This is a genomic window from Stenotrophomonas sp. YJH_SMC_65 (assembly GCF_059369475.1).
This window is the reverse complement of sequence record NZ_JCAFSR010000001.1, coordinates 171,440-193,742: the sequence shown is the minus strand read 5'-3', so window position 1 is coordinate 193,742 and position 22,303 is coordinate 171,440. Positions and strand designations below refer to the sequence as shown.

Sequence of the window (22,303 nt, the reverse complement as noted above, 5' to 3'; positions counted from 1 at the left end):
ACTCGATAAACGTGGGGGCGATTATACGGGGATGGCACGGCGGCGCCATTCACGCTGTGGCCGGGCGGTACAGCCCGTGTGCAGCGACGTAGTCCGCGACGGCCGGCGGCAGCAGGGCGCGCCAGGGGCCACCGGCGGCGATCTGCGAGCGCACGGCGCTGGCCGATTCCTCGCGCAGCGGGTGGTGCAGGCGCAGGATGCGTCCGGCCGGGCTGGCGAACAGGGCCTGTTCGTTGTCGGCCCAGCGCCCCTGCAGGGCACGCCCCAGTTCACCGTCGATCGACGCCTGCAGCGGGCTGCCCGGCCGCTCGGCCACCACGAAGTGGGCCAGCCCGAACAGGGCCTCCCATTCGTGCCAGCCGGACAGGCCCAGCAGGCTGTCGGCGCCCACCAGCCAGGCCAATGGCCGGCTTGGGCCCAGCTCGCCACGCAGCTCGCGCAGGGTATCGACGGTGTAGGACGGACGACCGGGATAGCGCGTGGCACGGTCCAGTTCACGACGGTCCAGCAGCAGGCCCGGTTCGTCGCCGATGGCCAGCGACAACATGGCGCAGCGCTGCTCGGCGGTGGCGCCGGGCACCGCACGGTGCGGCGGATCGCCTGCCGGCAACATGCGCACGGCCACCTGCAGTTCGTCCCGGGCGGCTCGCGCGATTGCCAGATGCCCCAGGTGCACCGGATCGAAGGTGCCCCCGTAATAGATCCGCAGGCTCATCGCTCAGGCCCGCGCCAGCAGGCGCACGGCACGCGGTTCGGCCACGGCCACCAGCAGGCGCTCCAGCGCCAGCCAGGCATCGCCGTCGGCCCGCCCCTTGGCGATGCGGTCGACCAGCCCGGCTTCGGCCACGAAGCGTTCCCAGCGCTTGCCTTCCGGGTGCCGCTGCAGCGCGCGCTTGTAGGGCGCCTGCCGTGATTCCCAGATGCCACGCGATTTCATTTCGGCGGCCAGGTTGCCGCCACGGGCCTGCACACGGGCCAGGCCGGCACCGGCCAGCAGTTCACGGATCACGATCGGCATCAGTGCGGCCACCGCTTCGCCTTCGCCGCGCAGGCCAGCCAGCATGCGCAGTACGGCCGGCGGCTGGCCGGAGAACGTCGCCTCCACCAGCCGGAACACGTCGTAGCGGGCAGCGTCAGCCACCAGCGATTCCATCCGCTCCACATCCAGCGGCTGGCCATCGGCCAACAGCGCCAGCTTGTCGATTTCCTGAGCGGCGGCCAGCAGGTTGCCCTCCACCCGCTCGGCCAGGCGTTGCACGGCGGCCGGGTCGGCACGCAGGCCCTTGCCGCGCAGGCGGCGCTCGATCCAGTCCGGCAGTTCGTGCGGCTTGATCGCCCAGGCCACCGACAGCACGCCGATGCGGCTGACCGCCTCGGCCCACTTGCCCTGATGGGCCTTGCTCCATTCATTGGCGGTGATCATCAGCACCACGTCCGGCGCCGGATTGGCGCAGAACTGGCTGATCACTTCGGCGCCGTCCTTGCCGGGCTTGCCGCTGGGCAGGCGCACCTCGACCAGGCGGCGGGCGCTGAACAGGCTGGGCGCATTGAAGCTGGCGTCGAGCTGGTTCCAGTCGAAATCCCGCCCGTCGGCGTCGAACACTTCGCGTTCGCCGATGCCGGAAGCGCGCGCGCGCGCGCGGACGGCATCTGCCGCCTCCAGCACGCGCAGGGTTTCCGGGCCTGCGATCAGGTACACCGGCGCCAACGGGATGTCAGCGCCCTGGCTGGCCAGCTGCTCCGGACGCAGTTCCATCGTCGCTGCCGCTCAGTGCTTGGCGTCGGCGGCCGGCGCCGCACCCTCGATCGGCTTGGCCTTCGGCGCGGACAGGCTGCCGCCCTTCTCGATCTCGGCGCGGACCACGCTGTCGATACGGCGGATGATCGAGGCGGACATTTCCCGGCGCAGCTCCGTGGCCAGGATTTCGCGTTCGGTGGTGGTACCGGTGGCGTCGGTCGGCGGCGACACATAGTCGCGCGACAGTTCGATCACCTGCTGCGGCACCAGTTCGCTGCCATCCTCGCGACGGAAGATGAAGATCACCGCGTAGCGCAGGCTGTATTCCTGTGCGCGGCCCTGCGAGTCGATGGCGATCGGCAGGTCACCCCAGCGCTCGGACAGCACCTGCAGCTGGGCGTTGGGTCCCTTGCTGTCCTCATCGGCCAGCTTGGCACCGGAGGCCAGCAGGCTGCGGTTGAGCAGCTTGACCAGTTCACTGTACGGGGCGGTGGAGACCACCTTCACCGGGGCAGTGTCGGTCGGCAGCATCAGCTTGTTGCGCAGATGGAAACCGCAGCCGGCGAGGCCGAGGACAAGAACGAGGGCAAGCAGGATTCGGGTCATGGAGACAGTCTGGCGGAGCCGGGCGATCACGGCAACACACAGCGTGCCCGAAGCCGCGTGAATGCAGGGCCATCAGGCGCCCGGCCCTGCTCATGGAATGGCACCGGCCACCGCGCGGGTGACCGGTGCCGGGGACATCAGGCAGCGACGATGTTCACGATCTTGCCCGGGACGATGATGATCTTGCGCACCGTCAGGCCTTCCATGAACCTGGCCGCGTTGGGCTCGGCCAGGGCCAGCGCCTCGACCTGCTCGCGCGCGGCATCGGCCGCCACCTCGATGGTGCCACGCAGCTTGCCGTTGACCTGCACCGCCAGGGTCAGCGCATCGCGCACCAGCGCGCTGCTGTCGGCCTGCGGGAACGGCTGGTCTTCCAGCAACGTCTCGCCATGACCCAGCACCTGCCACAGGGCGTGGCTGGCATGCGGGGTGATCGGGTTGAGCAGCAGCACGATCGCCTGCAGCGCTTCCTGGCGCACCGCGCGGCCCTGCTCGCTGCCATCCTCGAACTTGGCCAGCGCGTTCATCAGCTCCATCACCGCAGCGATCGCGGTATTGAAGCTGTGGCGGCGGCCATAGTCATCACCGACCTTGCCGATGGTTTCATGGGTCTTGCGGCGCAGCGCCTTCTGGTTGGCATCCAGCGCCGCGGCATCCAGTGCCGGGGCGGCACCGTCGGCAGCGTGCTTCTGCACCTGGGCCCAGAGGCGGCGCAGGAAGCGGGCCATGCCGTCCACGCCGGCTTCGTTCCACTCCAGCGACTGTTCCGGCGGTGCGGCGAACATCGAGAACAGGCGCACGGTATCGGCGCCGTACTTGCCGACCATCGCCTGCGGGTCCACGCCGTTGTTCTTCGACTTGGACATCTTCTCGGTACCACCGACCACCACCGGCTGGCCGTCGGCGATCAGGGTGGCGCCGGTGATGCGGCCGCGCTCGTCGCGCTGCACTTCCACGTCGGCCGGGTTGATCCAGTCCTTCGAGCCGTCCGGGTTCGGGCGGTAATAGGTTTCAGCGATCACCATGCCCTGGCACAGCAGGTTGCGCGCCGGTTCGTTGCTGTCCACCATCCGCGCGTCGCGCAGCAGCTTGTGGTAGAAGCGGAAATACATCAGGTGCAGGATCGCGTGCTCGATGCCACCGATGTACTGGTCCACCGGCAGCCAGTAGTTGCCGCGCTTGTCGACCGCATCACGGGCACCCGGCGAGGTGTAGCGGGCGTAGTACCAGCTCGACTCCATGAAGGTGTCGAAGGTGTCGGTCTCGCGCTCGGCCGCGCCGCCGCAATCCGGGCAGGTGGTCTTGCGCCATTCCGGGTCGGTCTTGATCGGCGAGCCGGTACCGGCGAAGGCCACGTCTTCCGGCAGCACCACCGGCAGCTGCTCTTCCGGCACCGGCACCGCGCCGCACTTGGCGCAGTAGATCACCGGAATCGGGCAGCCCCAGTAGCGCTGGCGGCTCACGCCCCAGTCGCGCAGGCGGTAGTTGACGCGGCGCTGGCCCTGGGCCTTGCGCTCGAAACGTTCGGCCAAGGCTTCAAAGGCGCCCTGGAAATCCAGGCCGTCGAACTCGGCCGAGTTCACCAGCTCGAAGGCACGGCTCTTGTCGCTGTACCAGTCCTGCCAGCGGCTACCGTCCCAGTTGCGCTCCTCTTCGGTGCGCGCATCCTTCAGCGCGATCACCTGCTTGATCGGCAGGCCGTACTTGTTGGCCACTTCGTTGTCGCGCTGGTCATGGCCCGGAACGGCCATCACCGCGCCGGTGCCGTAGCCCATCAGCACGAAGTTGGCGACCCACACCGGCACCGGCTCGCCGGTGACCGGATGCAGCGCGCGCAGGCCGGTGTCCATGCCGCGCTTTTCCTGGGTTTCCAGTTCAGCCTCGGACACGCCACCCTGCTTCAGGTCGGCCAGCATCGCCGCCAGCTCCGGGTTGTTCTTCGCCGCATGCAGCGCCAGCGGGTGCTCGGCGGCGATCGACACGAAGGTCACGCCCATCACCGTGTCCGGGCGGGTGGTGAACACGCGCAGCGGGTCCAGCGCGCTGCCATCGACATCGCGCACATCGAACTGGATCTCCAGGCCCTCGGAACGGCCGATCCAGTTGCGCTGCATGGTCTTGACCGATTCCGGCCAGCCGTCCAGCTCGTCCAGGCCGTCCAGCAGTTCCTGGGCGTAGTCGGTGATGCGCAGGAACCATTGCGGGATCTCGCGCTTCTCCACCAGCGCACCGGAGCGCCAGCCGCGGCCGTCGATGACCTGCTCGTTGGCCAGCACGGTCTGGTCGACCGGGTCCCAGTTCACCACCGCGTTGCGGCGGTAGGCCAGGCCCTTGCGCATCAGGCGGGTGAACATGCGCTGCTCGTGGACGTAATAGTCCGGACGGCAGGTGGCGAACTCGCGCGACCAGTCGATGGCATAGCCCAGCGACTTCAGCTGGCTGCGCATGTGGTCGATGTTCTTGTAGGTCCACGCCGCCGGCGCGGTCTTGTTCTTGATCGCAGCGTTTTCCGCCGGCAGGCCGAACGCGTCCCAGCCCATCGGCTGCAGCACGTTGTGGCCGGTCATGCGCTTGTAGCGGCTGATCACGTCGCCGATCGTGTAATTGCGCACGTGGCCCATGTGCAGCGCACCGGACGGGTACGGAAGCATCGACAGGCAGTAGTACTTCGGCTTGTCCGAAGTCTCGTCGACCTCGAAGGCACGGGTGGCGTCCCAGTACTGCTGGGCGGCGGATTCAACCTGCTGCGGGTCGTAGGCGTTGGTTTCAGCGCTGGTCATGGAACACGCGGATGCGGCGGCAAAGCGGTACAGCGTACCGCAGTGCGGCAAATGGCTCCAATCCTGCCTGCCGGACGCCGGCGCCGCGGCGCTCGGGGAGGCGTCTCAGCGCGGACGCGACAGCGGCAGGGCCGCCGCCAGCCAGACCAGCCAGCAGGCGAACGCGAGCCGTTGTGCCATCGGCGCCGGCAGTGTGCCCTGCAGGGCGAACGCCGCCAGCGCGGCCAGCACGCCGCAGCCCAGGGCCACTGCGCCCAAGGCCCGGCCATGCGCCTGGCGCAGATGGGACACGCCCAGCAGCACGGTGCCGGCGACGAAACCCAGCACCCAGATCATCCAGGCGCTGGCATGCAGCTGGCTGGCGGGCCCATGCAGGTCATCCACGTCCAGTGGCAGCAGCCCCATCGCGGCAAAGGCCAGACCGGCCAGCAGCAGCATCTGGCTGCCGACCCGTGGCGCCCAGCCAGCAGTGGCCGGCAGACTGCGGCGCAGGCGTTCAGCCACCGCCACCGCCAGCACGCCGGGCAGCACGAAACCCAGCAGATTGAAGGCCAGCGCATGCGGTACACCGCGCGCACCCAGCAGCGCCACTGGGTGGCGAGCCTGGGCATAGCCGTCCAGGCCGGCACCGAAGCCGGCCACGGCCAGGACGAATACGACTGCCGCAAGCAGCCCCAACCAACGATCAAGCCGGACCACGGACATTGCGCGCAATCACCCGAAAAGGAATGGACCACGGCATTGTCGCGGCAGCGGCGCGATGCGCCAAGCGCGGCGCATTCCAGAGCACTTCAATATCTGCCTGCTGCGCCTACCGTGATGCTCGAGGCATGGCAGTTCCGCCCTGTCGCAAGCGCGCCTCCCCATCGAAGCCTGTCGCCTCCGGCTAGTGGGTGATCCACACGCTGCACTGCGCCCCTGCCGGCCCGCCAGCACCACTCGAGGGCGTACTCCGTGATGGCAGGGTTGAGACCGACATCGATCGTCACCATAGAATCGGTCTCCAGATGCCAAGCGATGCCTCCCCCATGACCGAGACGACCTACGTATTCGACGCCACCACTGCGACCTTCGAGGCCGAAGTCCTGCAGAAGTCGCTGCAGACGCCGGTGCTGGTCGACTTCTGGGCCACCTGGTGCGGGCCGTGCAAGACCCTGGGCCCGATGCTGGAAAAGCTGGCTGCCGAGTACAACGGCGCTTTCGAGCTGGCCAAGGTCGATGTCGACAAGGAACAGCAGATCGCGGCAGCCTTCCAGATCCGCTCGGTGCCCACCGTGTTCCTGGTCAAGGGCGGCCAGCTGGTGGACGGCTTCCCCGGCGCCATTCCGGAAGGCCAGCTGCGTGAATTCCTGGCCCAGCACGGCATCGTGCCGGCCGATGTCGGCGATGCCGCCCCTGAAGATGACGCCCCGCTGGACCCGCAGGCGCAGGTAGACGTACTGCGCGCGCAGATCGCCGCCGAGCCGGACAAGGATGAGCTGAAGCTCGACCTGGCCCTGGCCCTGCTGCAGATCGGCGGCGTGGACGAGGCCGGTACCCTGATCGACGGCCTGCCGGCCAATCTGGCCACCGACGACCGCGCCGTGCGCGCCCGTGCCCGCCTGGCCTTCGCCGCTGCGCTGAAGGATGCTCCGGCGGCCGAGGTGCTGGAGGCCCGCATCGCCGCTGATGGCAAGGATCTCAAGGCCCGCCACCTGCGCGGCGTGCAGCTGCTGCTGGGCGGGCATGACGAGGCCGCCCTGGCGCAGTTCCTGGAAATGCTGCGGATCGACCGTGGATTCGAGGAGGGCCTGCCACGCAAAGCCTTGATCGACGCCTTCAATGTGATCTCCGACGAGGACCTGGTGGGCCAGTACCGCCGCAGGATGGCGTCGCTGCTGTTCTGAACGGAAGCCCGCTCCGTTCAGAATCCCTGCACTGAACGCGGGCAATAATGCGCGCGCTGGCGGCCTTGCGGTCGCCACGATCCGTTCGGGGGGATGAGGTCGGGGCCATGGGGTCTTGCAGCTGCACCCCCGCATTGCCGGGATTGCAAACTGTGACCGTCGTCCGCTCTCTGTCGTTCGCCATGCGTTTAACGGGCGCCCTGCTCTGCGCCCTCCTCCTGCCGCCTGCCATCGCCGGCGCCCAGGACTGGAACTACCGGGTCCGGCCCGGCGACACCCTGTGGGACCTGGGTGGGCTGTACCTGAAACCCTCGGTACGCTGGCAGCAGCTGCAGCAGCACAACCGCATCGACAACCCCTACCAGTTGCCGCCGGGCCAGCTGCTGCGCTTCCCGATCAGCTGGCTGCGCACCGAACCGGCGCCGGCCCGGGTGCTGTCGGTGCGCGGCAAGGTCGAGCTGTCCGGTGCCGATGGCACGGCGACCCGTGCGCTCCAGGCCGGCGAGCAGCTGCATATCGGTGACACCGTGGAAACCGAGGGCGATTCCAGCATCACGCTGGAATTCGCCGATGCCTCGCGCCTGCAGCTGCGCGAATACTCGCGCCTGCGCCTGGACCAGCTCAGCCGCTATGGCCACACCGGCATGGTCGACACCCGCCTGCGCCTGCAGCAGGGGCGCGCCAGCAACCGGGTGACGCCGGCGCGCGGCCCGGCCTCGCGCTACATCATCGATGCACCCACCGCGACCAGCAGCGTGCGCGGCACGCTGTTCCGGGTCAGCGCCGGGGATACCGGGCACGTCGGCGCCACCGAGGTCCTGCAGGGCAAGGTGCAGGTCGGCAACCCCCATGGCCAGCGGCTGGTACGGCCGGGGCAGTCCACCCGCAGCAGCAGCGCCGATGCGGCCCCCGCCGCGGTCTCGGCCCTGCTGCCGGCGCCGGCGCTGCGCAATGACGCGCTGCGCCTGGCGCCGCTGCCGACCCTGCTTGCCTGGGAACCGGTCACTGGCGCCGATCACTACCGGGTGGAAGTGGTGCAGGCGGCAACGCCGGAGATCCTGCTGTTCGCCACCACCACCGCCGACACCCGGTTAGCGATCGGCGACCTGCCGCCCGGCCAGCTGCGCCTCCTGTTGCGCGCGGTCGACGCACAGGGCGTCGAAGGCCTGGATGCGAGCGCCGATTTCGAGCTCAGTGACCAGCCACCGCCGCCGCTGACCGTATCGCCGCTGCATGGGCAGACGATCAACAGCGACCGCCCGCGCTTCCGCTGGAGCCAGGCCCCCGGTGCACGCAGCAGCGTGCTGCAGATCGCCGCCGAACCCAGCTTCCGGCAGCCACTGCAGGAGCAGGCTACCCATGCGACCGACCTGCGCCTGGCGCAACCGCTGCCGCCCGGACAGTACTACTGGCGCGTGGCCTCGCGCGATGCCGAAGGCCACCAGGGCCGCTATGGCCAGGCGCTGCCGCTGCAGCTGAGCAACGAGCCGGTGGACCCGGCACTGCAACCGCCCGAGGCCGCGCACGGCGAGCTCACCCTGCGCTGGCAGGCCGGCAGCGAAGGCCAGCGCTACCGGGTGCAGGTGGATCGCCGCGGTGACTTCAAGGCCCCATTGATCGATGAAACCGTGGCCCAGCCGCAGGTGAGCTTCAAGCGCCCGTGGAGCGGCACGCTGCACGTGCGCGTGCAGTACATCGACGATGACGGCCACGCCGGCGAGTTCTCTCCTGCCCAGCAGATCCCGTTGCCATGCCGCCTGTGCTACGGCGCCGGTGGCGGTGCACTGCTGCTCTGGTTGTTGTTGTGAGGCGCTCGCCGCTGCCATGGTCGAAGCGGATCCTGCTGGCCCTGCTGGCCGGCGTGCTGACCATCGTGGCCAGCCAGGGCCAATGGCTGTGGCGGCAGGACGAGGCGGCCTATGACGCACTGGTCGGCAACTGGGACTACCGCCCCGACCCCAGCGTGCTGATCGTGGCCATCGACGAAGGCAGCCTGCAGCGTATCGGCCAGTGGCCCTGGCCGCGCTCGGTGCATGCCCGCCTGCTGGACCGCCTGACCGATGCCGGCGCCGAACGCGTTGCGCTGGACCTGATGCTGTCCGAACCCGACCGTCGCGACAGCCGCCAGGATGATGAGCTGGCGGCCGCGATCCGACGCAACGGCCGGGTGGTGCTGCCGGTGCTGGCGGCACCGGCGGCCGGCGACCGCATGGCCGAGGAAATGCTGCCGATCCCGCAGATCGCCGCCAGTGCCGCCGCGATCGGCCACACCGATGTCGAGGTGGATGGGGACGGCGTCGCCCGCGGCGTCTATCTGCACGCCGGTATCGGACGGCCGCACTGGCCGGCACTGGGCCTGGCACTGGCCGACCTGCCGGCGGGTGCGGTACGCGGCCTGCCCGACCCCGACCCGGCGCTGGGCTCGCCCTATCAATGGCGTCGCGATGATTACGTGCGCGTGCGCTACGCCGGCCCGCCCGAGCGGCTGCCGCAGGTGTCCTATGCGGACGTGCTCGATGGGCACGTGGATGGAGCGATGCTGCATGGCCGCCGCATCGTGGTCGGCATGACGGCCAGCGGCATCGCGCCTCGCCTGCTGACCCCGACCACCCGCGAGTTCTGGATGAGCGGCAGCGAGTACCAGGCCAACATCACCTCGATGCTGCTGCAGCACAAGCAGATCGACGTGCTGCCGCACGCCTGGCAGCACGCCATCAGTGGCGTGCTGGTGGCGCTGTGCGTGATCCTGCTCGGCCTGCGCCTGCCGTGGCTGGTCGCGCTGTGTTCGCTGCCGATGCCGCCGCTGCTGAGCTGGCTGCTGCTGCGCACCGGTGACCTGTGGTGGGCACCGGCCAGCGCGATGCTGGGCGTGGTGCTGGCACTGCTGGTCTGGGCGGTGTGGCGGATCTCGGCCTGGCACCGCCTGGCCAACCGCGATGCCCTCACCGGCCTGGGCAACCGCCTTCGCTTCGAGCAGTCACTGCAGCAGGAATGCGACGCCGCGCGGCGCAGTGGCAAGCCATTGAGCCTGGCGCTGATCGACGTCGACCACTTCAAGCGCCACAACGACCGCCATGGCCACCAGGTCGGTGACCGCGTGCTGCGTGATGTCGCCCGCCTGATCGGCGCGCATGCCCGTCGCCCGCGCGACATGGCGGCGCGCTACGGTGGCGACGAATTCGCACTGGTGCTGCCGGATACGCCGGCCGAGGGCGCGCGCCGGGTGATCGAGGACCTGATTGCCTGCGTGCGTGCACTGCCGGCGCCGGGCGATGGCAGCGATGACGGCGTCACGCTCACCATCGGGGTATTCACCCGCGTGCCCGACGGTGACCTGCAACCGCACCATTTCGTGGAAGGCGCCGACACCGCCCTTTACCAGGCCAAGGCCAACGGCCGCGACGGGTTCATGATCGACGGCGGGACGTGACTCCCGGGGTGCAACATACGCATGCGAATGGTTAGACTGGGCACCTCGCCCCGCGCCCCGGACCCGCATGAACGCCCGCCTGTTCCGCTTCGGCATCAACCTCTGGCCGCCGTTCCTGTTCACCGGCATCCACGTCACCCGGATCACGCCCGATTACCGGCAGATCGACGTGGCACTGCGACTGCGGCCGTGGAACCGCAATTACGTGGGCACGCATTTCGGCGGCAGCCTGTTCGCGATGACCGATCCATTCTGGATGCTGGGCCTGCTGCACATCCTCGGCCGTGACTATTACGGGTGGGACCGGGCCGGTGCGATCGATTTCCTCAAGCCTGGCCGGGGCACGGTGCGCACTTCGTTCCGCATCGATGATGCACTGCTGGCCGAACTGCGTGCCGAAGCGGCCGGCGGCGAAAAGGTGCTGCGCTGGTTCAGCAACGATGTCGTCGACGAAAGCGGCGAAGTGGTCGCCCAGGTACGCAAGCAGGTGTACCTGCGGTTGAAGCCGCACGCACGCTGATCCAGCACGCGCGCGCTATCCTCGGCCTCCCTGCCATGGAGGCTCCGATGCGCTCGTATGCGCTTGCCACACTGCTGACCCTGCTGTCCTTCACCGCCCACGCCCTCGACCTGCCACCGGTGCAATATCCGACGCTGCCGGCCCAGGCGGCCAATGCCGCCGGTTTCGTCCCCCAGGGCTGGGCACTTGAATCGAGTGTCGAAGGCGATCTCGACCAGGATGGCCGCGCGGACCTGGTGCTGGTGCTGCGTCAGCAGGCGCCACGCAACGTCATCGAGCACGATGGCTTGGGTCCCTCGCCGTACGACAGCAACCCGCGCATTCTCGCCGTGGCGTGGTCGCGCCCGTCCGGCTATGTGCTGGCGGTGCAGGACCACCAGCTGATACCACGCCCGGACAATCCGGTGATGAGCGACCCGCTCGAAGACGGCGGCGTCAGCATCCAGCGGGGCACCCTGAAGGTCGCACTGTTTTCATTCGCCAGCGCGGGCAGCTGGTCAATGGGCACGACCGCCTTTACCTTCCGTTGGCAGGACGATGCCTTTGCGCTGATCGGCTACGACCAGAATTCGGTGATGCGCAATTCCGGGCAGACCGAGTCGGTGAGCGTGAACTTCTCCACCGGCAGGGTAAAGCGGAGCGAAGGCAGCATCGAGGACGACAAGGACAGCGTGCACTGGGAGCCCCTGCACAGCCGCCGCCGCTGGACGCTGCAGACCATCGGTGATGGCTGGGCATTCGATCCGCTGGCGGGCAGCGACTGAGACGCTGCTCAATCGCGCGCAGCAGCGGCCGGGGCGTTCTCCATCACCAGCGGCACCGACAGCCATGGGCTCTCGTCGGTGCTGCGCGACGGTGAACGCCGCGGCACCTGCAGACGGCGGCCATCGGCCGACAGCTGCGGTGCCCGCACCGGCGAGCGGAACTGCGCAGGCAGGCGCTGCAGCGCATCCACCGGATCCTGCGCCTGCTGCCGCAGCCAGCGCTGCGCGCCGATCAGCCGCACCATCGCGGCGGCATCCTGGGTCCGTGACGAATAGGCCGGATAGACCGGGCGGGCAATATCGGTCAGCACGCACCCCAGGATGTTCGACAGGCAGCCAAAGTCATGCTGCGGCGGTGCCGGCACCGGCAGCGGGCGATCCGCTTCCAGCGCCGCCATCGCCGCCGCGCCGCAGGCCCAGCCCAGATTGCCCGCCGCGCGCGCCAGGGTGCTGCTGCGATCCAGGACCAGCACCCCGCCGAATTCCTGCGCCGAAGTTTCGATCGCAGCCCGGCTCATCGCGTACTCACCCTGCATCGCACGGCACAGGCTCTGTTCGGCGGCCAGCATCGGCTGCATTGCCTGATCGCATTCCGCTGGCAACGGATGGTCGGCCGGCAGTTCGACCAGCATGTCGGCCAGCAGTTGGGCATTGGCCTGCACCAGGCTGGCACCGATGATGCTCTCCACCAGGTAACTGCCGCCCGTCACCAGCCGCCGGCCCAGCTGAAGCCCCCTGCAACTGCCACGCAGCGCACCGTCGATATCGCCCTGCACATAGGCCAGCGCGCGTGCGCTGGTGGCATCGATCATCAGGCCATAGGTCGGCATCGGCACCAGGATGCCGTCGCCCTTGGGCCGGAATGGCGACACGAAGTGGTCCGCATCGGCCAGCTGGTCCAGGCGCGCATGCAGCTGCTGGTGGCCAGCGTGGGCATCGACGAAGCGCTGCGGGTCGGCGCGCACCTGGCCCAGGCAGTCACTGGCGGTCGGCCCGCAGCTGGCCGCCGGTCGTGATCGCAGCGCGTCATGGTCCTCCGCCAGCTGCGGTCCGGCGCCGCCATTGCCGCGCGGATCGGCCTCCCAACGCTGCACGTCGCGGGCCAGGGCCTGTTCGCGCTGGCGCGCGTCCAGATCGTCGAACGCGAGCGTCCACAGCAGCGCAAAACCGTTGTGGCCGTGGACAGGCAGGCGGGCCTGCAGGCGCTGCTGGGCCTGTCGCCGCGATTCCGGCACCGGCCACATGCGCGAGGCGCACCACACCACGATGGCCAGCACCAGAAGGCCTGCCAGGGTCCAACCCAGTCCGCGCAGAATCTTCAACACAGCTTCCCTTCCATGTGCCGTTGCCGCAGTCGATTGCCCAGCGTAATCGAGCGGCCGTGACCGCTACAATGCGCACATGTCGCTCGAAGCCCCCGCCCTGGTCCCCCGCCCCTCCCTGCAGCGCCTGTTCCTGACCGGCCTGCTGACCCTGCTGCCGATCTGGCTGACCTGGGTCGTGGTCAAGTTCGTGTTCGTGCTGCTGTCGGGCATTTCCAGCCCGTTGGTGGTGCCACTTTCCGAGCAGATCGCGACAAGCTTTCCGCACTACCTCGGCTGGGTCCGGGCCGAGTGGATCCAGAACACCATCGCCCTGCTGGCCACCCTGCTGGTGATCCTGGCGGTGGGCGTGGCCAGCCGCCGCGTGCTGGGCCAGCGCCTGCTGCGCTGGGTCGGCGCGGTCATCAAGCGCATTCCGCTGGCCAGCATCATCTACGACAGCGCCAAGAAGCTGCTGGACATGCTGCAGACCGAACCGGGCAGCACCCAGCGCGTGGTGCTGATCGACTTCCCGCACCGCGACATGAAGTCGGTCGGGCTGGTCACCCGCGTGATCAAGGAACACGGCACCGACCGTGAACTGGCCGCGGTGTACGTGCCAACCACGCCGAACCCGACTTCGGGTTACCTGGAAATCGTGCCGGTGGAACTGCTGACCCCGACCGACTGGACCGTCGACCAGGCCATGAGCTTCATCATTTCCGGCGGCGCCGTCGCGCCGTCCAGCGTTCCGTTCACGCGCGCCGGCGATCGCAGCGAATGACCGCGGCGCCGATCGAGCGCCCGTTGCAGGACCGCGCGGTCCTGCTGTTCATCGTGCTGGCTGCGTTCTTCTGCGGCAATGCGGTGCTGGCCGAACTGATCGGAGTGAAGATCTTCGCGCTGGAAGACACCCTCGGCATCGATCCGCTGAACTGGAACCTGTTCGGTCAGACTGGTTCGCTCAGCTTCACCGCCGGCACCCTGCTATGGCCGGTGGTGTTCATCATGACCGACACCATCAACGAGTTCTTCGGCAAGCGCGGCGTGCGCTTCATCTCGTGGCTGGCCGTGGTCCTGATCGCCTATGGCTTCCTGTTCGCCTTCGCGGCGATCTCGCTGGCGCCGGCCAGCTGGTGGGTCACCTCCATGGACGGGCACGGCGTGCCGGACTACCAGGCCGCATTCGCAGCGGTGTTCGGCCAGGGCATGTGGACCATCGCCGGTTCACTGGTGGCCTTCCTGCTCGGCCAGCTGATCGACGTGGCGGTGTTCCATCGCATCCGCCAGGCCACCGGCGAGCGCCACGTGTGGCTGCGTGCGACCGGGTCCACCGCGATCTCGCAGGTGGTGGACAGCTTCGTGGTGATCTGGATCGCCTTCGTGCTCGGCCCGCAGCACTGGCCGACCTCGCTGTTCCTGGCCGTCAGCAGCGTCAACTACATCTACAAGATGGGCTTTGCAATTGCCCTGATTCCGGTGCTGTACCTGATGCGGCGTGCGATCACCCGCTATCTGGGCGCAGACAGGGCCGCTGCGCTGCGCGCGGCGGCGGCGGCTGACTGAAGCCCCAGCGGCGGCAAGCTGACTGCGCCTTCACGCTGGCCGTACGCGGCCGGATCGTGCAAGCTCCACGGTCTGTGTTCCACGGAAGCTCCTGATGCCGCATCCCACCCGCGCCCTGGCCGCCGCCATCGCCGCGTTGTTCCTGTTCAGTGCCGTGCCGTCGGCCGAAGCAGCGAAAAAGAAGGCCAGCCGCCCTGCCGCCGCGCAGACCCGCCAGGCTGCCAAGCCCAAGGCCAGGCCCGCCCGCGCCACCGCACCGGCGCGTGGCAGCTCGGCACGCCGCGCCGCGCCGCGTCCGGTGGCGCCGGCCCGTGCCGTACCCAAGCAGGTACAGCTGGAGCGCCTGTACGACGAGTACTGGGATGCCTCGATGCGGTTGAACCCGCTGCAGGCCACCTTCCAGGGCGAATCCCGCTACAACGACCAGCTGCCCAACATCCTGTCCGCCGCCTGGCGCCAGCAGTCACACGACTTCACCACGCAATGGCTGGGCAAGGTCGAGAAGCTCGGCAGTGATGGCCTGCAGGGCCAGGACCTGCTCAGCTACGAGATCTTCGTGCGCGACGCACGCGCCTCGCTGGCCGCCGAGCGCTACCCGAGCTGGATGATGCCGATCAGCCAGTACTACAACATCGGCAGCATCATGGCGATCCTCGGTGCCGGTGCCGGCGCGCAGCCATTCAACACCGTGCAGGACTACGACACCTGGTCGCGCCGTTCGCTGGGCATTCCCGAACTGTTCGACCAGGCCATCGACAACATGCGCCAAGGCATGAAGGCCGGCGTGGTACAGCCGCGCGACCTGATGGAAAAAGTGCTGCCGCAACTGGATGCGGTGATCAAGCCGACCGCCGAAGAGAGCATCTTCTGGTCGCCGATCCGCACCATGCCCAACACCATCCCGGCCGAGGACAAGGCGCGCATCAGCGCCGAGTACAAGCGCATGATCGAACTGCGCATCATGCCGGCCTATCGCGCCCTGCGCGGCTTCATCGCCACCGAATACCTGCCGGCCACGCGCGCCAGCAGCGGCCTGGGCGCACTGCCCGATGGCCAGGCCTGGTACGCCAGCCTGATCGTGCAGACCACCGCCAGCGACCAGACCGCCGCGCAGCTGCACGCGCTGGGCGAACAACGCGTGCAGGAACTGCAGGCGCAGATCGCCACGGTGATGAAGGATGCCAAGCTGCGCGGCACCCCCACCAAGCTGCTGCGCAGCATGCGCAACGACCGCCAGTTCCAGTACGGCGATGCCAATGCGCTGATCAACCGTTACCGCCAGGTGCAGCAGCAGGTCAACGCACGCCTGCCGCAGGTGCTGGATACCTTGCCCAAGGCGCCGCTGGACGTACGCGCGGTGGAACCGGAGCGTGCGCTCACCGCCGCTGCCGCTGCCTACCAGCCAGCACTGCCCGGGCAATCCGCGGTGCTGTACGTGAACACCCGCGACCTGCCCGGCCGCAAGCGCTGGAACGTGCCGGTGCAGTACCTGCATGAAGCGATCCCCGGCCACCACGTGCAGCTGGGCCTGCAACAGGAGCTGGCCAAGCTGCCGCGCTTCCGCCGCCTCGGTGGCGATCTGGCCTTCGTCGAAGGCTGGGGCCTGTACGCCGAAACGCTGGGCGAGGACCTGGGCATCTACACCGATCCCTACGACCGCATCGGCTACCTGTACTCGCGCCTGCTGCGCGCCGCCCGCGTGGTGGCCGATACCGGCGTGAATGCCCAGGGCTGGAGCAAGCAGCAGGCTGTCACCTACCTGCAGAAGACCGTGGACATGAGCAGCGACGATGCCAACGCCGAAGTCGAGCGGGTCATGGCCCAGCCTGGCCAGGCACTGTCGAACGTGGCCGGCCTGACCACCATTGTCGCCCTGCGCGACAAGGCCAGGGCGCGCCAGGGCGCCGCCTTCGACCTGCGCCGCTTCCACGCCGAACTGCTGAAGGACGGCTCGATGCCGCTGGACGTGCTGGACCGCAAGATGGAACGCTGGATGGCCCAGCCGGCCAGCGCCACGCCCGCCCCGTCACCCTGAGCCTTCCGGAGCCGCCATGCGTCCTGCCGTCGCCCTGTTCGCCGCCGTGCTGGGCCTGCTGCCGCTGGCCACCGTTGCCGCACCGGTGCTGGCCCCACCGGATGCGGGCATCGACGGCCTGATGCAGGCCTACGACGGCCAGGTGCCCGGCGCCGCCGTACTGGTGCTGCATGATGGCAAACCGGTATTCCGGCGCGGCTATGGCCTGGCGGTGGTGGAGGACGGCACGGCGGTCACCGCGGCCAGCAACTTCCGGCTGGCCTCGGTCAGCAAGCAGTTCACCGCTGCGGCGGTGTTGCTGCTGGTGGAAGATGGCCGGCTCGGGCTGGACCAACCTGCCCGGCAATGGCTGCCCGAACTGCCCCCGGCTGCGGCCGCCATCACCATCCGCCAGCTGCTCTCGCATACCGGTGGCCTGCCCGACTACGAAGACCTGATGGACACAGCTGATGCTCGGCAGGTGCATGACGCCGATGTGCTGACCCTGCTGTCGCGCCAGGACCGACTGAACTTCGCGCCCGGCACGCAGTACCACTACAGCAACAGCGGCTATGCGCTGCTGGCACTGATCGTCGGCCGCGCCTCCGGCCAGGATTTCGCAGCCTTCCTGCAACAGCGCATCTTCCGCCCGCTGGGCATGGCCCACACCGTGGCCCATCAGGACGGCATCGATACCATCGCCGCACGCGCCTATGGCTACAGCTGGATCGATGGCCGTTGGCAGCGCACCGACCAGAGCACCACCAGCGCCGTGCTCGGCGATGGCGGCATCTATTCCTCGCTGGACGACCTGGCCCGCTGGGATGCGGCGCTGTACGACGACCGCCTGCTGTCGAAGGCCTCGCGCCGCGCGATGTTCAGCCCCGCCACATCGACGCCCGAACCGGATGTACCGCACTACGGGTTCGGCTGGCGGCTGAATGGCCCCGTGCAATGGCACAGCGGCGAGAGCATCGGCTTCCGCAACGTGATCGAGCGCCACCCGGAAAAACACCTGACCGTGATCGTTCTGACCAACCGCAACGACCCCGAACCCTATCCGCTGGCGCTGAAGATCGCCCAGCGCTGGCTGGACACCCTGCAATGACCGCCGATTCCGGTGCCCTGCTGGGCATCCACCACGCCGCACTGATCTGCAGCGACTACGCACGTTCAAAAGACTTCTACGTGCGCATCCTCGGCCTGCGCGTGCTGGCCGAGAACCACCGCGCCGCGCGCGATTCCTGGAAGCTGGACCTGGCCCTGCCCGACGGCGGCCAGCTGGAACTGTTCTCCTTCCCCTCGCCGCCGCCCCGTCCCAGCCGCCCGGAAGCCCAGGGCCTGCGCCACCTCGCGTTCCGCGTGGCCACGCTGGAACCCTTCATCCAGCGCCTGTCAGCGCACGGCGTAGTGTGCGAACCGATCCGCGTGGACGAGTACACCGGCCGCCGCTTCACCTTCTTCGCCGACCCCGACGACCTGCCGCTGGAGCTGTACGAAGCCGGTTGACGTCCCCGGGGGTCAGATCCCTTTTCCGACGGAAAAGGGATCTGACCCTATCGCCGCCACCGGAAACGTCATCCACGCATGGCATGGATCTGTGTCGACCAAGGTCGACACCCACCAACCGCACCAGCACCAGCAGATCGCCGGAAACTGTCGAAGGCGGGGCATTGTGGGTTTGCGGGGTGTGAGCCGCATGGATGCGGCGACCAAGCCCCCAGGGACGGGTTTACGGCGGCCCCGCAAACCCAAAGTGCCCCGCCATCCCTCAGCAAGTCCGCTTTTGCTGTTGCTCCGGCTGTTGCGGCTGCCTCTGCAGGTGCAGGGCGCAGCCCTGCAAAGCCCCCCTTCCCCATACCCCGCCGAATGGGTATACAGTCGACCCATGCCGGCACCGTGCCGGAATGAACCCTGGGAGGGGACCATGCGCAACACCTTCAAGACCCTGCTGCTGGCACTGCCGCTGTGCCTGGCCGCCCTGTCGGCCCAGGCCGCCGACGGCGCCGCCGGCCGCTGGAAGACCATCGACGACAAGACCGGCAAGGTGAAGTCGATCGTCGAGATCAGCCAAGCCGCCAACGGCACCCTGACCGGCAAGGTGGTCGACATCCTGCACTCGGACAAGGGCCCGAACCCGGTCTGCGATGGATGTGAAGGCGCCAACAGGAACAAGCCGGTGAAGGGCATGACCATCCTCTGGAACCTGAAGGCCGATGGCGCCAACAAGTGGTCCGGCGGCACCATCCTCGACCCGGCCAACGGCAAGACCTACAAGTCGAAGATGGAGCTGCAGCCGGGTGGCACCAGGCTGGACGTGTCCGGCTGCATCGCCTTCATCTGCCGCGCGCAGACCTGGCAGCGCGAATAAGCGCCCCGGCCCCCGCTTCATCCCCGTGACCCGGCCACGGCCGGGTCACGTCCTTGCGGGCATGCGATACTCTGCGGTTCCCCTCGGCTTCACCCCGCGACCATGACCCGTACCGCGCTCGTCACCACCGCCCTGCCCTACGCCAACGGCCCGCTGCACCTGGGCCACCTGGTCGGCTACATCCAGGCCGACATCTGGGTGCGTGCGCGGCGAATGAGCGGCGGCAAGGCCTGGTTCGTCTGCGCCGACGACACCCACGGCACGCCGATCATGCTGGCCGCGGAAAAAGCCGGGGTCACCCCGGAAACCTTCATCGCCAACATCCAGGCCAGCCACGAACGTGACTTCGCCGCCTTCGGCGTGGCCTTCGACCACTACGACTCGACCAACTCGGCGGCCAACAAGGCACTGACCGAGCAGTTCTACCTGAAGCTGGAAGCGGCCGGCCACATCAGCCGCCGTTCGGTCGCCCAGTTCTACGACCCGGCCAAGGGCATGTTCCTGCCCGACCGCTACGTCAAGGGCATCTGCCCGAACTGCGGCAGCCCCGACCAGTACGGCGACAACTGCGAAGTCTGCGGCGCGACCTATGCACCGACCGACCTGAAGGAGCCGCGTTCGGTCATCTCCGGCGCCACGCCGGAAATGCGCGATTCGGAGCACTTCTTCTTCGAGGTGGGCCACTTCGATGCATTCCTGCGCGAATGGCTGGCCGGCGATGTCGCCCTGCCGGGCGTGAAGGCCAAGCTGGGTGAGTGGCTCAACGCCGAAGGTGGCCTGCGCGCGTGGGACATCTCGCGCGATGCGCCGTACTTCGGTTTCCAGATTCCCGGCCAGCCGGGCAAGTACTTCTATGTCTGGCTGGATGCGCCGATCGGCTACCTGTCCAGCTTCCAGACCCTGTGCGGCAAGCTCGGCGAAGACTTCGAAGCGCACCTGCGCGCCGGCACCGCCACCGAACTGCACCACTTCATCGGCAAGGACATCGTCAACTTCCACGGCCTGTTCTGGCCGGCGGTGCTGCACGGTACCGGCCACCGCGCGCCGACCCGCCTGCACGTCAACGGCTACCTGACCGTGGACGGTGCCAAGATGAGCAAATCGCGCGGCACCTTCGTGATGGCGCGTACCTTCCTCGATGCCGGCCTGGAGCCGGAAGCGCTGCGCTACTACTACGCCGCCAAGTCCGGCGGTGGCGTCGACGATCTTGACCTGAACCTGGGTGATTTCATCGCCCGCGTCAACGCCGACCTGGTCGGCAAGTTCGTCAACCTGGCCAGCCGCTGCGCCGGCTTCATCAGCAAGCGCTTCGACGGCCAGCTGGCCGCGCAGCTGCCCGACGCGGCGCAGTACCAGCGCTTCGTCGACGGCCTGGCGCCGATCCGCGAAGCCTACGAGCGCAACGACCCGGCTGCGGCGATCCGCCTGACCATGACCCTGGCCGACGAAGCCAACCGCTACATCGACGACGTCAAGCCGTGGGTCATCGCCAAGCAGGAAGGCGCCGACGCGCAGCTGCAGGCCGTGTGCAGCCAGGGCCTGAACCTGTTCCGCGTGCTGGTCACCGCACTGAAGCCGGTGCTGCCGGCCACCGCCGCGCAGGCCGAGGCCTTCCTGGCCGCGCCGGTCAATGACTGGACCGAACTGGCACAGCCGCTGCTGGGCCACCGCATCACCGACTACACCCCGCTGTTCACCCGTATCGACCCGAAGAAGATTGACGCCATGATCGACGCCTCCAAGGACACCCTGCAGCCGGCCGCCGCTGCCGCCCCCGCCGCCAGGACCGACGCCGCCAAGCCGGCCACACCGGCCCCGGCCAAGGACGACGCGAAGAGCGCCGATGCTCCGGCCTATATCGGCATCGACGATTTCGCCAAGCTCGACCTGCGCATCGGCAAGGTGCTGGTGTGCGAGTTCGTGGAAGGTTCGGACAAGCTGCTGCGCTTCGAACTGGATGCCGGCGAACTGGGCAAGCGCCAGATCTTCTCCGGCATCCGTGGCAGCTACGGCGAGCCGGAAGCCCTGGTCGGTCGCAGCGTGGTGTTCATCGCCAACCTGGCCCCGCGCAAGATGCGCTTCGGCCTGAGCGAAGGCATGATCCTGTCGGCCGGTTTCGACGGCGGCGCGCTGGCGCTGCTGGACGCCGACAGCGGCGCGCAGCCGGGCATGCCGGTCCGCTGATGCCTGCAGCGGGCGCGGCCACCGCCGCGCCTGCCGGCAGCATCGGCCAGCGGAGGCAACGCGATCGGAAGCAATGGAATGGAACTGGCGCTGTTCGACTTCGACCACACCGTGACCACCTGCGATACCTATGGCCGTTTCCTGCGCCGCGTGGCCACCGCCGAACAGCTGGCGCAGGCGTGGTGGAAGGTCGGCCCGTGGCTGGCCGCATACAAGCTGAAACTGATCTCGGCCGAACGCATCCGTGCACGCGTCACCCGCCTGACCTTCAGCAACCGCCACAGCGATGACATCGCCACGCTGGCCGCAGGCTTCTCGCGTGAGTTCCTGCCCGAGGTGGTGCGCCCGGAAATGCTGGAGCAGATCCGCTGGCACAGGGAACAGCAGCATACCGTGGTGATCGTGTCCGGCTCGCTCGACCTGTACCTGCGGCCATGGTGCGAGCAGCTGGGCCTTCAGTTGATCTGCAACCGGCTGGAAAGCCAGGACGGCCGCCTGACCGGTCGCTATGCCGGTGGCGACTGCGGCCCGCGCAAGGTCGAGCACATCCGTCGCCAGTTCGATCTGTCCCGCTACGTGCGTATCCATGCCTACGGTGACAGTTCCGAAGACAAGCCGATGCTGGCGCTGGCCCACGAGCGCTGGTTCCGTGGCAAACCCCTGAAGTAACCCCGACGCGCAGCCTTCGCCACGCATGAGCATGAGCCTGATCCCGCCCCTGACCGAACGCCTCGACCGCCTGCTGCCGCAGACCCAATGCGGGCAGTGCGGCTACGACGGCTGCCGCCCGTATGCGCAGGCGATGGCGCGCGGCGAGGTGGGCGTGGACCGCTGCCCGCCGGGCGGCGATGCCGGCGCGCGCGCGCTGGCGCAGGTACTGGGCGTGCCTGCCATTCCGTTTGATCGTTCGCGTGGCGAACACAAGGTGCCGCAGGTGGCGCTGATCGTGGAAGCCGACTGCATCGGCTGCACCAAGTGCATCCAGGCCTGCCCGGTGGACGCCATCGTCGGCGGCGCCAAGTACATGCACACGGTCATCGCCGATCTGTGCACCGGTTGCGAACTGTGCATTCCGCCGTGCCCGGTGGACTGCATCGAGTTGCTGCCCCTGTAACAGGGGTCGGATCCCTTTCCGCGGGAAAG

General features: G+C 68.5%; 20 protein-coding genes. 14 read left to right on the top strand and 6 right to left on the bottom strand.

Annotation, left to right across the window (positions count from 1 at the left end; genetic code table 11):
- Positions 1-49: 49 nt before the first annotated feature.
- The 5 genes from nadD to AC5P7A_RS00835 form a co-directional block, all read right to left on the bottom strand.
- Positions 50-715 carry a nicotinate-nucleotide adenylyltransferase gene (gene nadD, locus AC5P7A_RS00855; RefSeq protein WP_495219809.1) on the bottom strand — a complete coding sequence of 222 codons (666 nt, stop codon included), beginning with the start codon at positions 713-715 and terminating at the stop codon, positions 50-52.
- A gap of 3 nt (positions 716-718) precedes the next feature.
- Positions 719-1,756, bottom strand: a complete 1,038-nt coding sequence (gene holA / locus AC5P7A_RS00850; protein WP_046431874.1) for a DNA polymerase III subunit delta — start codon at positions 1,754-1,756, stop codon at positions 719-721.
- Between the two features lie 12 nt (positions 1,757-1,768).
- Positions 1,769-2,344 carry an LPS-assembly lipoprotein LptE gene (locus AC5P7A_RS00845; RefSeq protein ID WP_495219808.1) on the bottom strand — a complete coding sequence of 192 codons (576 nt, stop codon included), beginning with the start codon at positions 2,342-2,344 and terminating at the stop codon, positions 1,769-1,771.
- A 137-nt stretch (positions 2,345-2,481) separates the two neighbouring features.
- Positions 2,482-5,124 carry a leucine--tRNA ligase gene (gene leuS, locus AC5P7A_RS00840; protein ID WP_046431889.1) on the bottom strand — a complete coding sequence of 881 codons (2,643 nt, stop codon included), beginning with the start codon at positions 5,122-5,124 and terminating at the stop codon, positions 2,482-2,484.
- Positions 5,125-5,229: 105 nt separating this feature from the next.
- Positions 5,230-5,829 carry a DUF998 domain-containing protein gene (locus AC5P7A_RS00835; protein WP_075076259.1) on the bottom strand — a complete coding sequence of 200 codons (600 nt, stop codon included), beginning with the start codon at positions 5,827-5,829 and terminating at the stop codon, positions 5,230-5,232.
- A 323-nt stretch (positions 5,830-6,152) separates the two neighbouring features.
- Between AC5P7A_RS00835 and trxA the strand changes: the two genes are divergently transcribed.
- The 5 genes from trxA to AC5P7A_RS00810 all read left to right on the top strand — a co-directional run bounded on the left by trxA (position 6,153) and on the right by AC5P7A_RS00810 (position 11,724).
- Positions 6,153-7,010, top strand: coding sequence for a thioredoxin (gene trxA / locus AC5P7A_RS00830; protein WP_014038035.1), 858 nt, complete (start codon positions 6,153-6,155; stop codon positions 7,008-7,010).
- Between the two features lie 107 nt (positions 7,011-7,117).
- On the top strand, positions 7,118-8,818 hold the full coding sequence (locus AC5P7A_RS00825) for a FecR family protein (RefSeq protein WP_046431878.1): 1,701 nt from the start codon (positions 7,118-7,120) through the stop codon (positions 8,816-8,818).
- A complete protein-coding gene (locus tag AC5P7A_RS00820; RefSeq protein WP_069116173.1) occupies positions 8,815-10,440 on the top strand; it encodes a CHASE2 domain-containing protein in 1,626 nt (541 codons plus the stop codon). Before AC5P7A_RS00825 ends, AC5P7A_RS00820 begins: the two co-directional genes overlap by 4 nt.
- A gap of 67 nt (positions 10,441-10,507) precedes the next feature.
- Positions 10,508-10,960, top strand: a complete 453-nt coding sequence (locus tag AC5P7A_RS00815) for a DUF4442 domain-containing protein (protein ID WP_495219807.1) — start codon at positions 10,508-10,510, stop codon at positions 10,958-10,960.
- A gap of 47 nt (positions 10,961-11,007) precedes the next feature.
- Complete coding sequence (locus tag AC5P7A_RS00810; RefSeq protein WP_049442352.1) at positions 11,008-11,724, top strand: hypothetical protein; 717 nt, start codon at positions 11,008-11,010, stop codon at positions 11,722-11,724.
- Between the two features lie 8 nt (positions 11,725-11,732).
- Here the strand turns inward: AC5P7A_RS00810 and AC5P7A_RS00805 are convergent, their stop codons facing one another.
- Positions 11,733-13,049: a hypothetical protein gene (locus AC5P7A_RS00805; RefSeq protein WP_049419039.1), complete on the bottom strand. Its 1,317-nt coding sequence runs from the start codon at positions 13,047-13,049 to the stop codon at positions 11,733-11,735.
- A gap of 76 nt (positions 13,050-13,125) precedes the next feature.
- On the opposite strand from AC5P7A_RS00805, the gene AC5P7A_RS00800 reads away from it, so the two are divergent.
- From AC5P7A_RS00800 to rnfB, 9 genes are all read left to right on the top strand, one after another.
- The gene (locus AC5P7A_RS00800) at positions 13,126-13,809 is read left to right on the top strand and encodes a DUF502 domain-containing protein (RefSeq protein WP_014647956.1); all 684 of its coding nucleotides are present in this window, start codon (positions 13,126-13,128) and stop codon (positions 13,807-13,809) included.
- Positions 13,806-14,591, top strand: a complete 786-nt coding sequence (locus AC5P7A_RS00795; protein ID WP_126411235.1) for a queuosine precursor transporter — start codon at positions 13,806-13,808, stop codon at positions 14,589-14,591. Before AC5P7A_RS00800 ends, AC5P7A_RS00795 begins: the two co-directional genes overlap by 4 nt.
- Positions 14,592-14,685: 94 nt before the next feature.
- Complete coding sequence (locus AC5P7A_RS00790; RefSeq protein ID WP_049442350.1) at positions 14,686-16,626, top strand: DUF885 domain-containing protein; 1,941 nt, start codon at positions 14,686-14,688, stop codon at positions 16,624-16,626.
- Positions 16,627-16,642: 16 nt separating this feature from the next.
- Complete coding sequence (locus AC5P7A_RS00785) at positions 16,643-17,713, top strand: serine hydrolase domain-containing protein (protein WP_495219805.1); 1,071 nt, start codon at positions 16,643-16,645, stop codon at positions 17,711-17,713.
- A complete protein-coding gene (gene gloA2 / locus AC5P7A_RS00780; RefSeq protein WP_014647959.1) occupies positions 17,710-18,114 on the top strand; it encodes an SMU1112c/YaeR family gloxylase I-like metalloprotein in 405 nt (134 codons plus the stop codon). The genes AC5P7A_RS00785 and gloA2 overlap by 4 nt, the downstream gene beginning before the upstream one ends.
- 418 nt (positions 18,115-18,532) lie before the next feature.
- Positions 18,533-18,976 (top strand): DUF2147 domain-containing protein, encoded by a 444-nt coding sequence (locus tag AC5P7A_RS00775; protein WP_032958676.1) that lies wholly within the window; start codon positions 18,533-18,535, stop codon positions 18,974-18,976.
- A gap of 102 nt (positions 18,977-19,078) precedes the next feature.
- The gene (gene metG, locus AC5P7A_RS00770) at positions 19,079-21,160 is read left to right on the top strand and encodes a methionine--tRNA ligase (RefSeq protein ID WP_014647960.1); all 2,082 of its coding nucleotides are present in this window, start codon (positions 19,079-19,081) and stop codon (positions 21,158-21,160) included.
- Positions 21,161-21,238: 78 nt separating this feature from the next.
- Positions 21,239-21,829, top strand: a complete 591-nt coding sequence (locus tag AC5P7A_RS00765; RefSeq protein WP_032958670.1) for an HAD family hydrolase — start codon at positions 21,239-21,241, stop codon at positions 21,827-21,829.
- A gap of 31 nt (positions 21,830-21,860) precedes the next feature.
- Positions 21,861-22,274, top strand: coding sequence for an Rnf electron transport complex subunit RnfB (gene rnfB / locus AC5P7A_RS00760; protein WP_014647962.1), 414 nt, complete (start codon positions 21,861-21,863; stop codon positions 22,272-22,274).
- Positions 22,275-22,303: the final 29 nt, after the last annotated feature.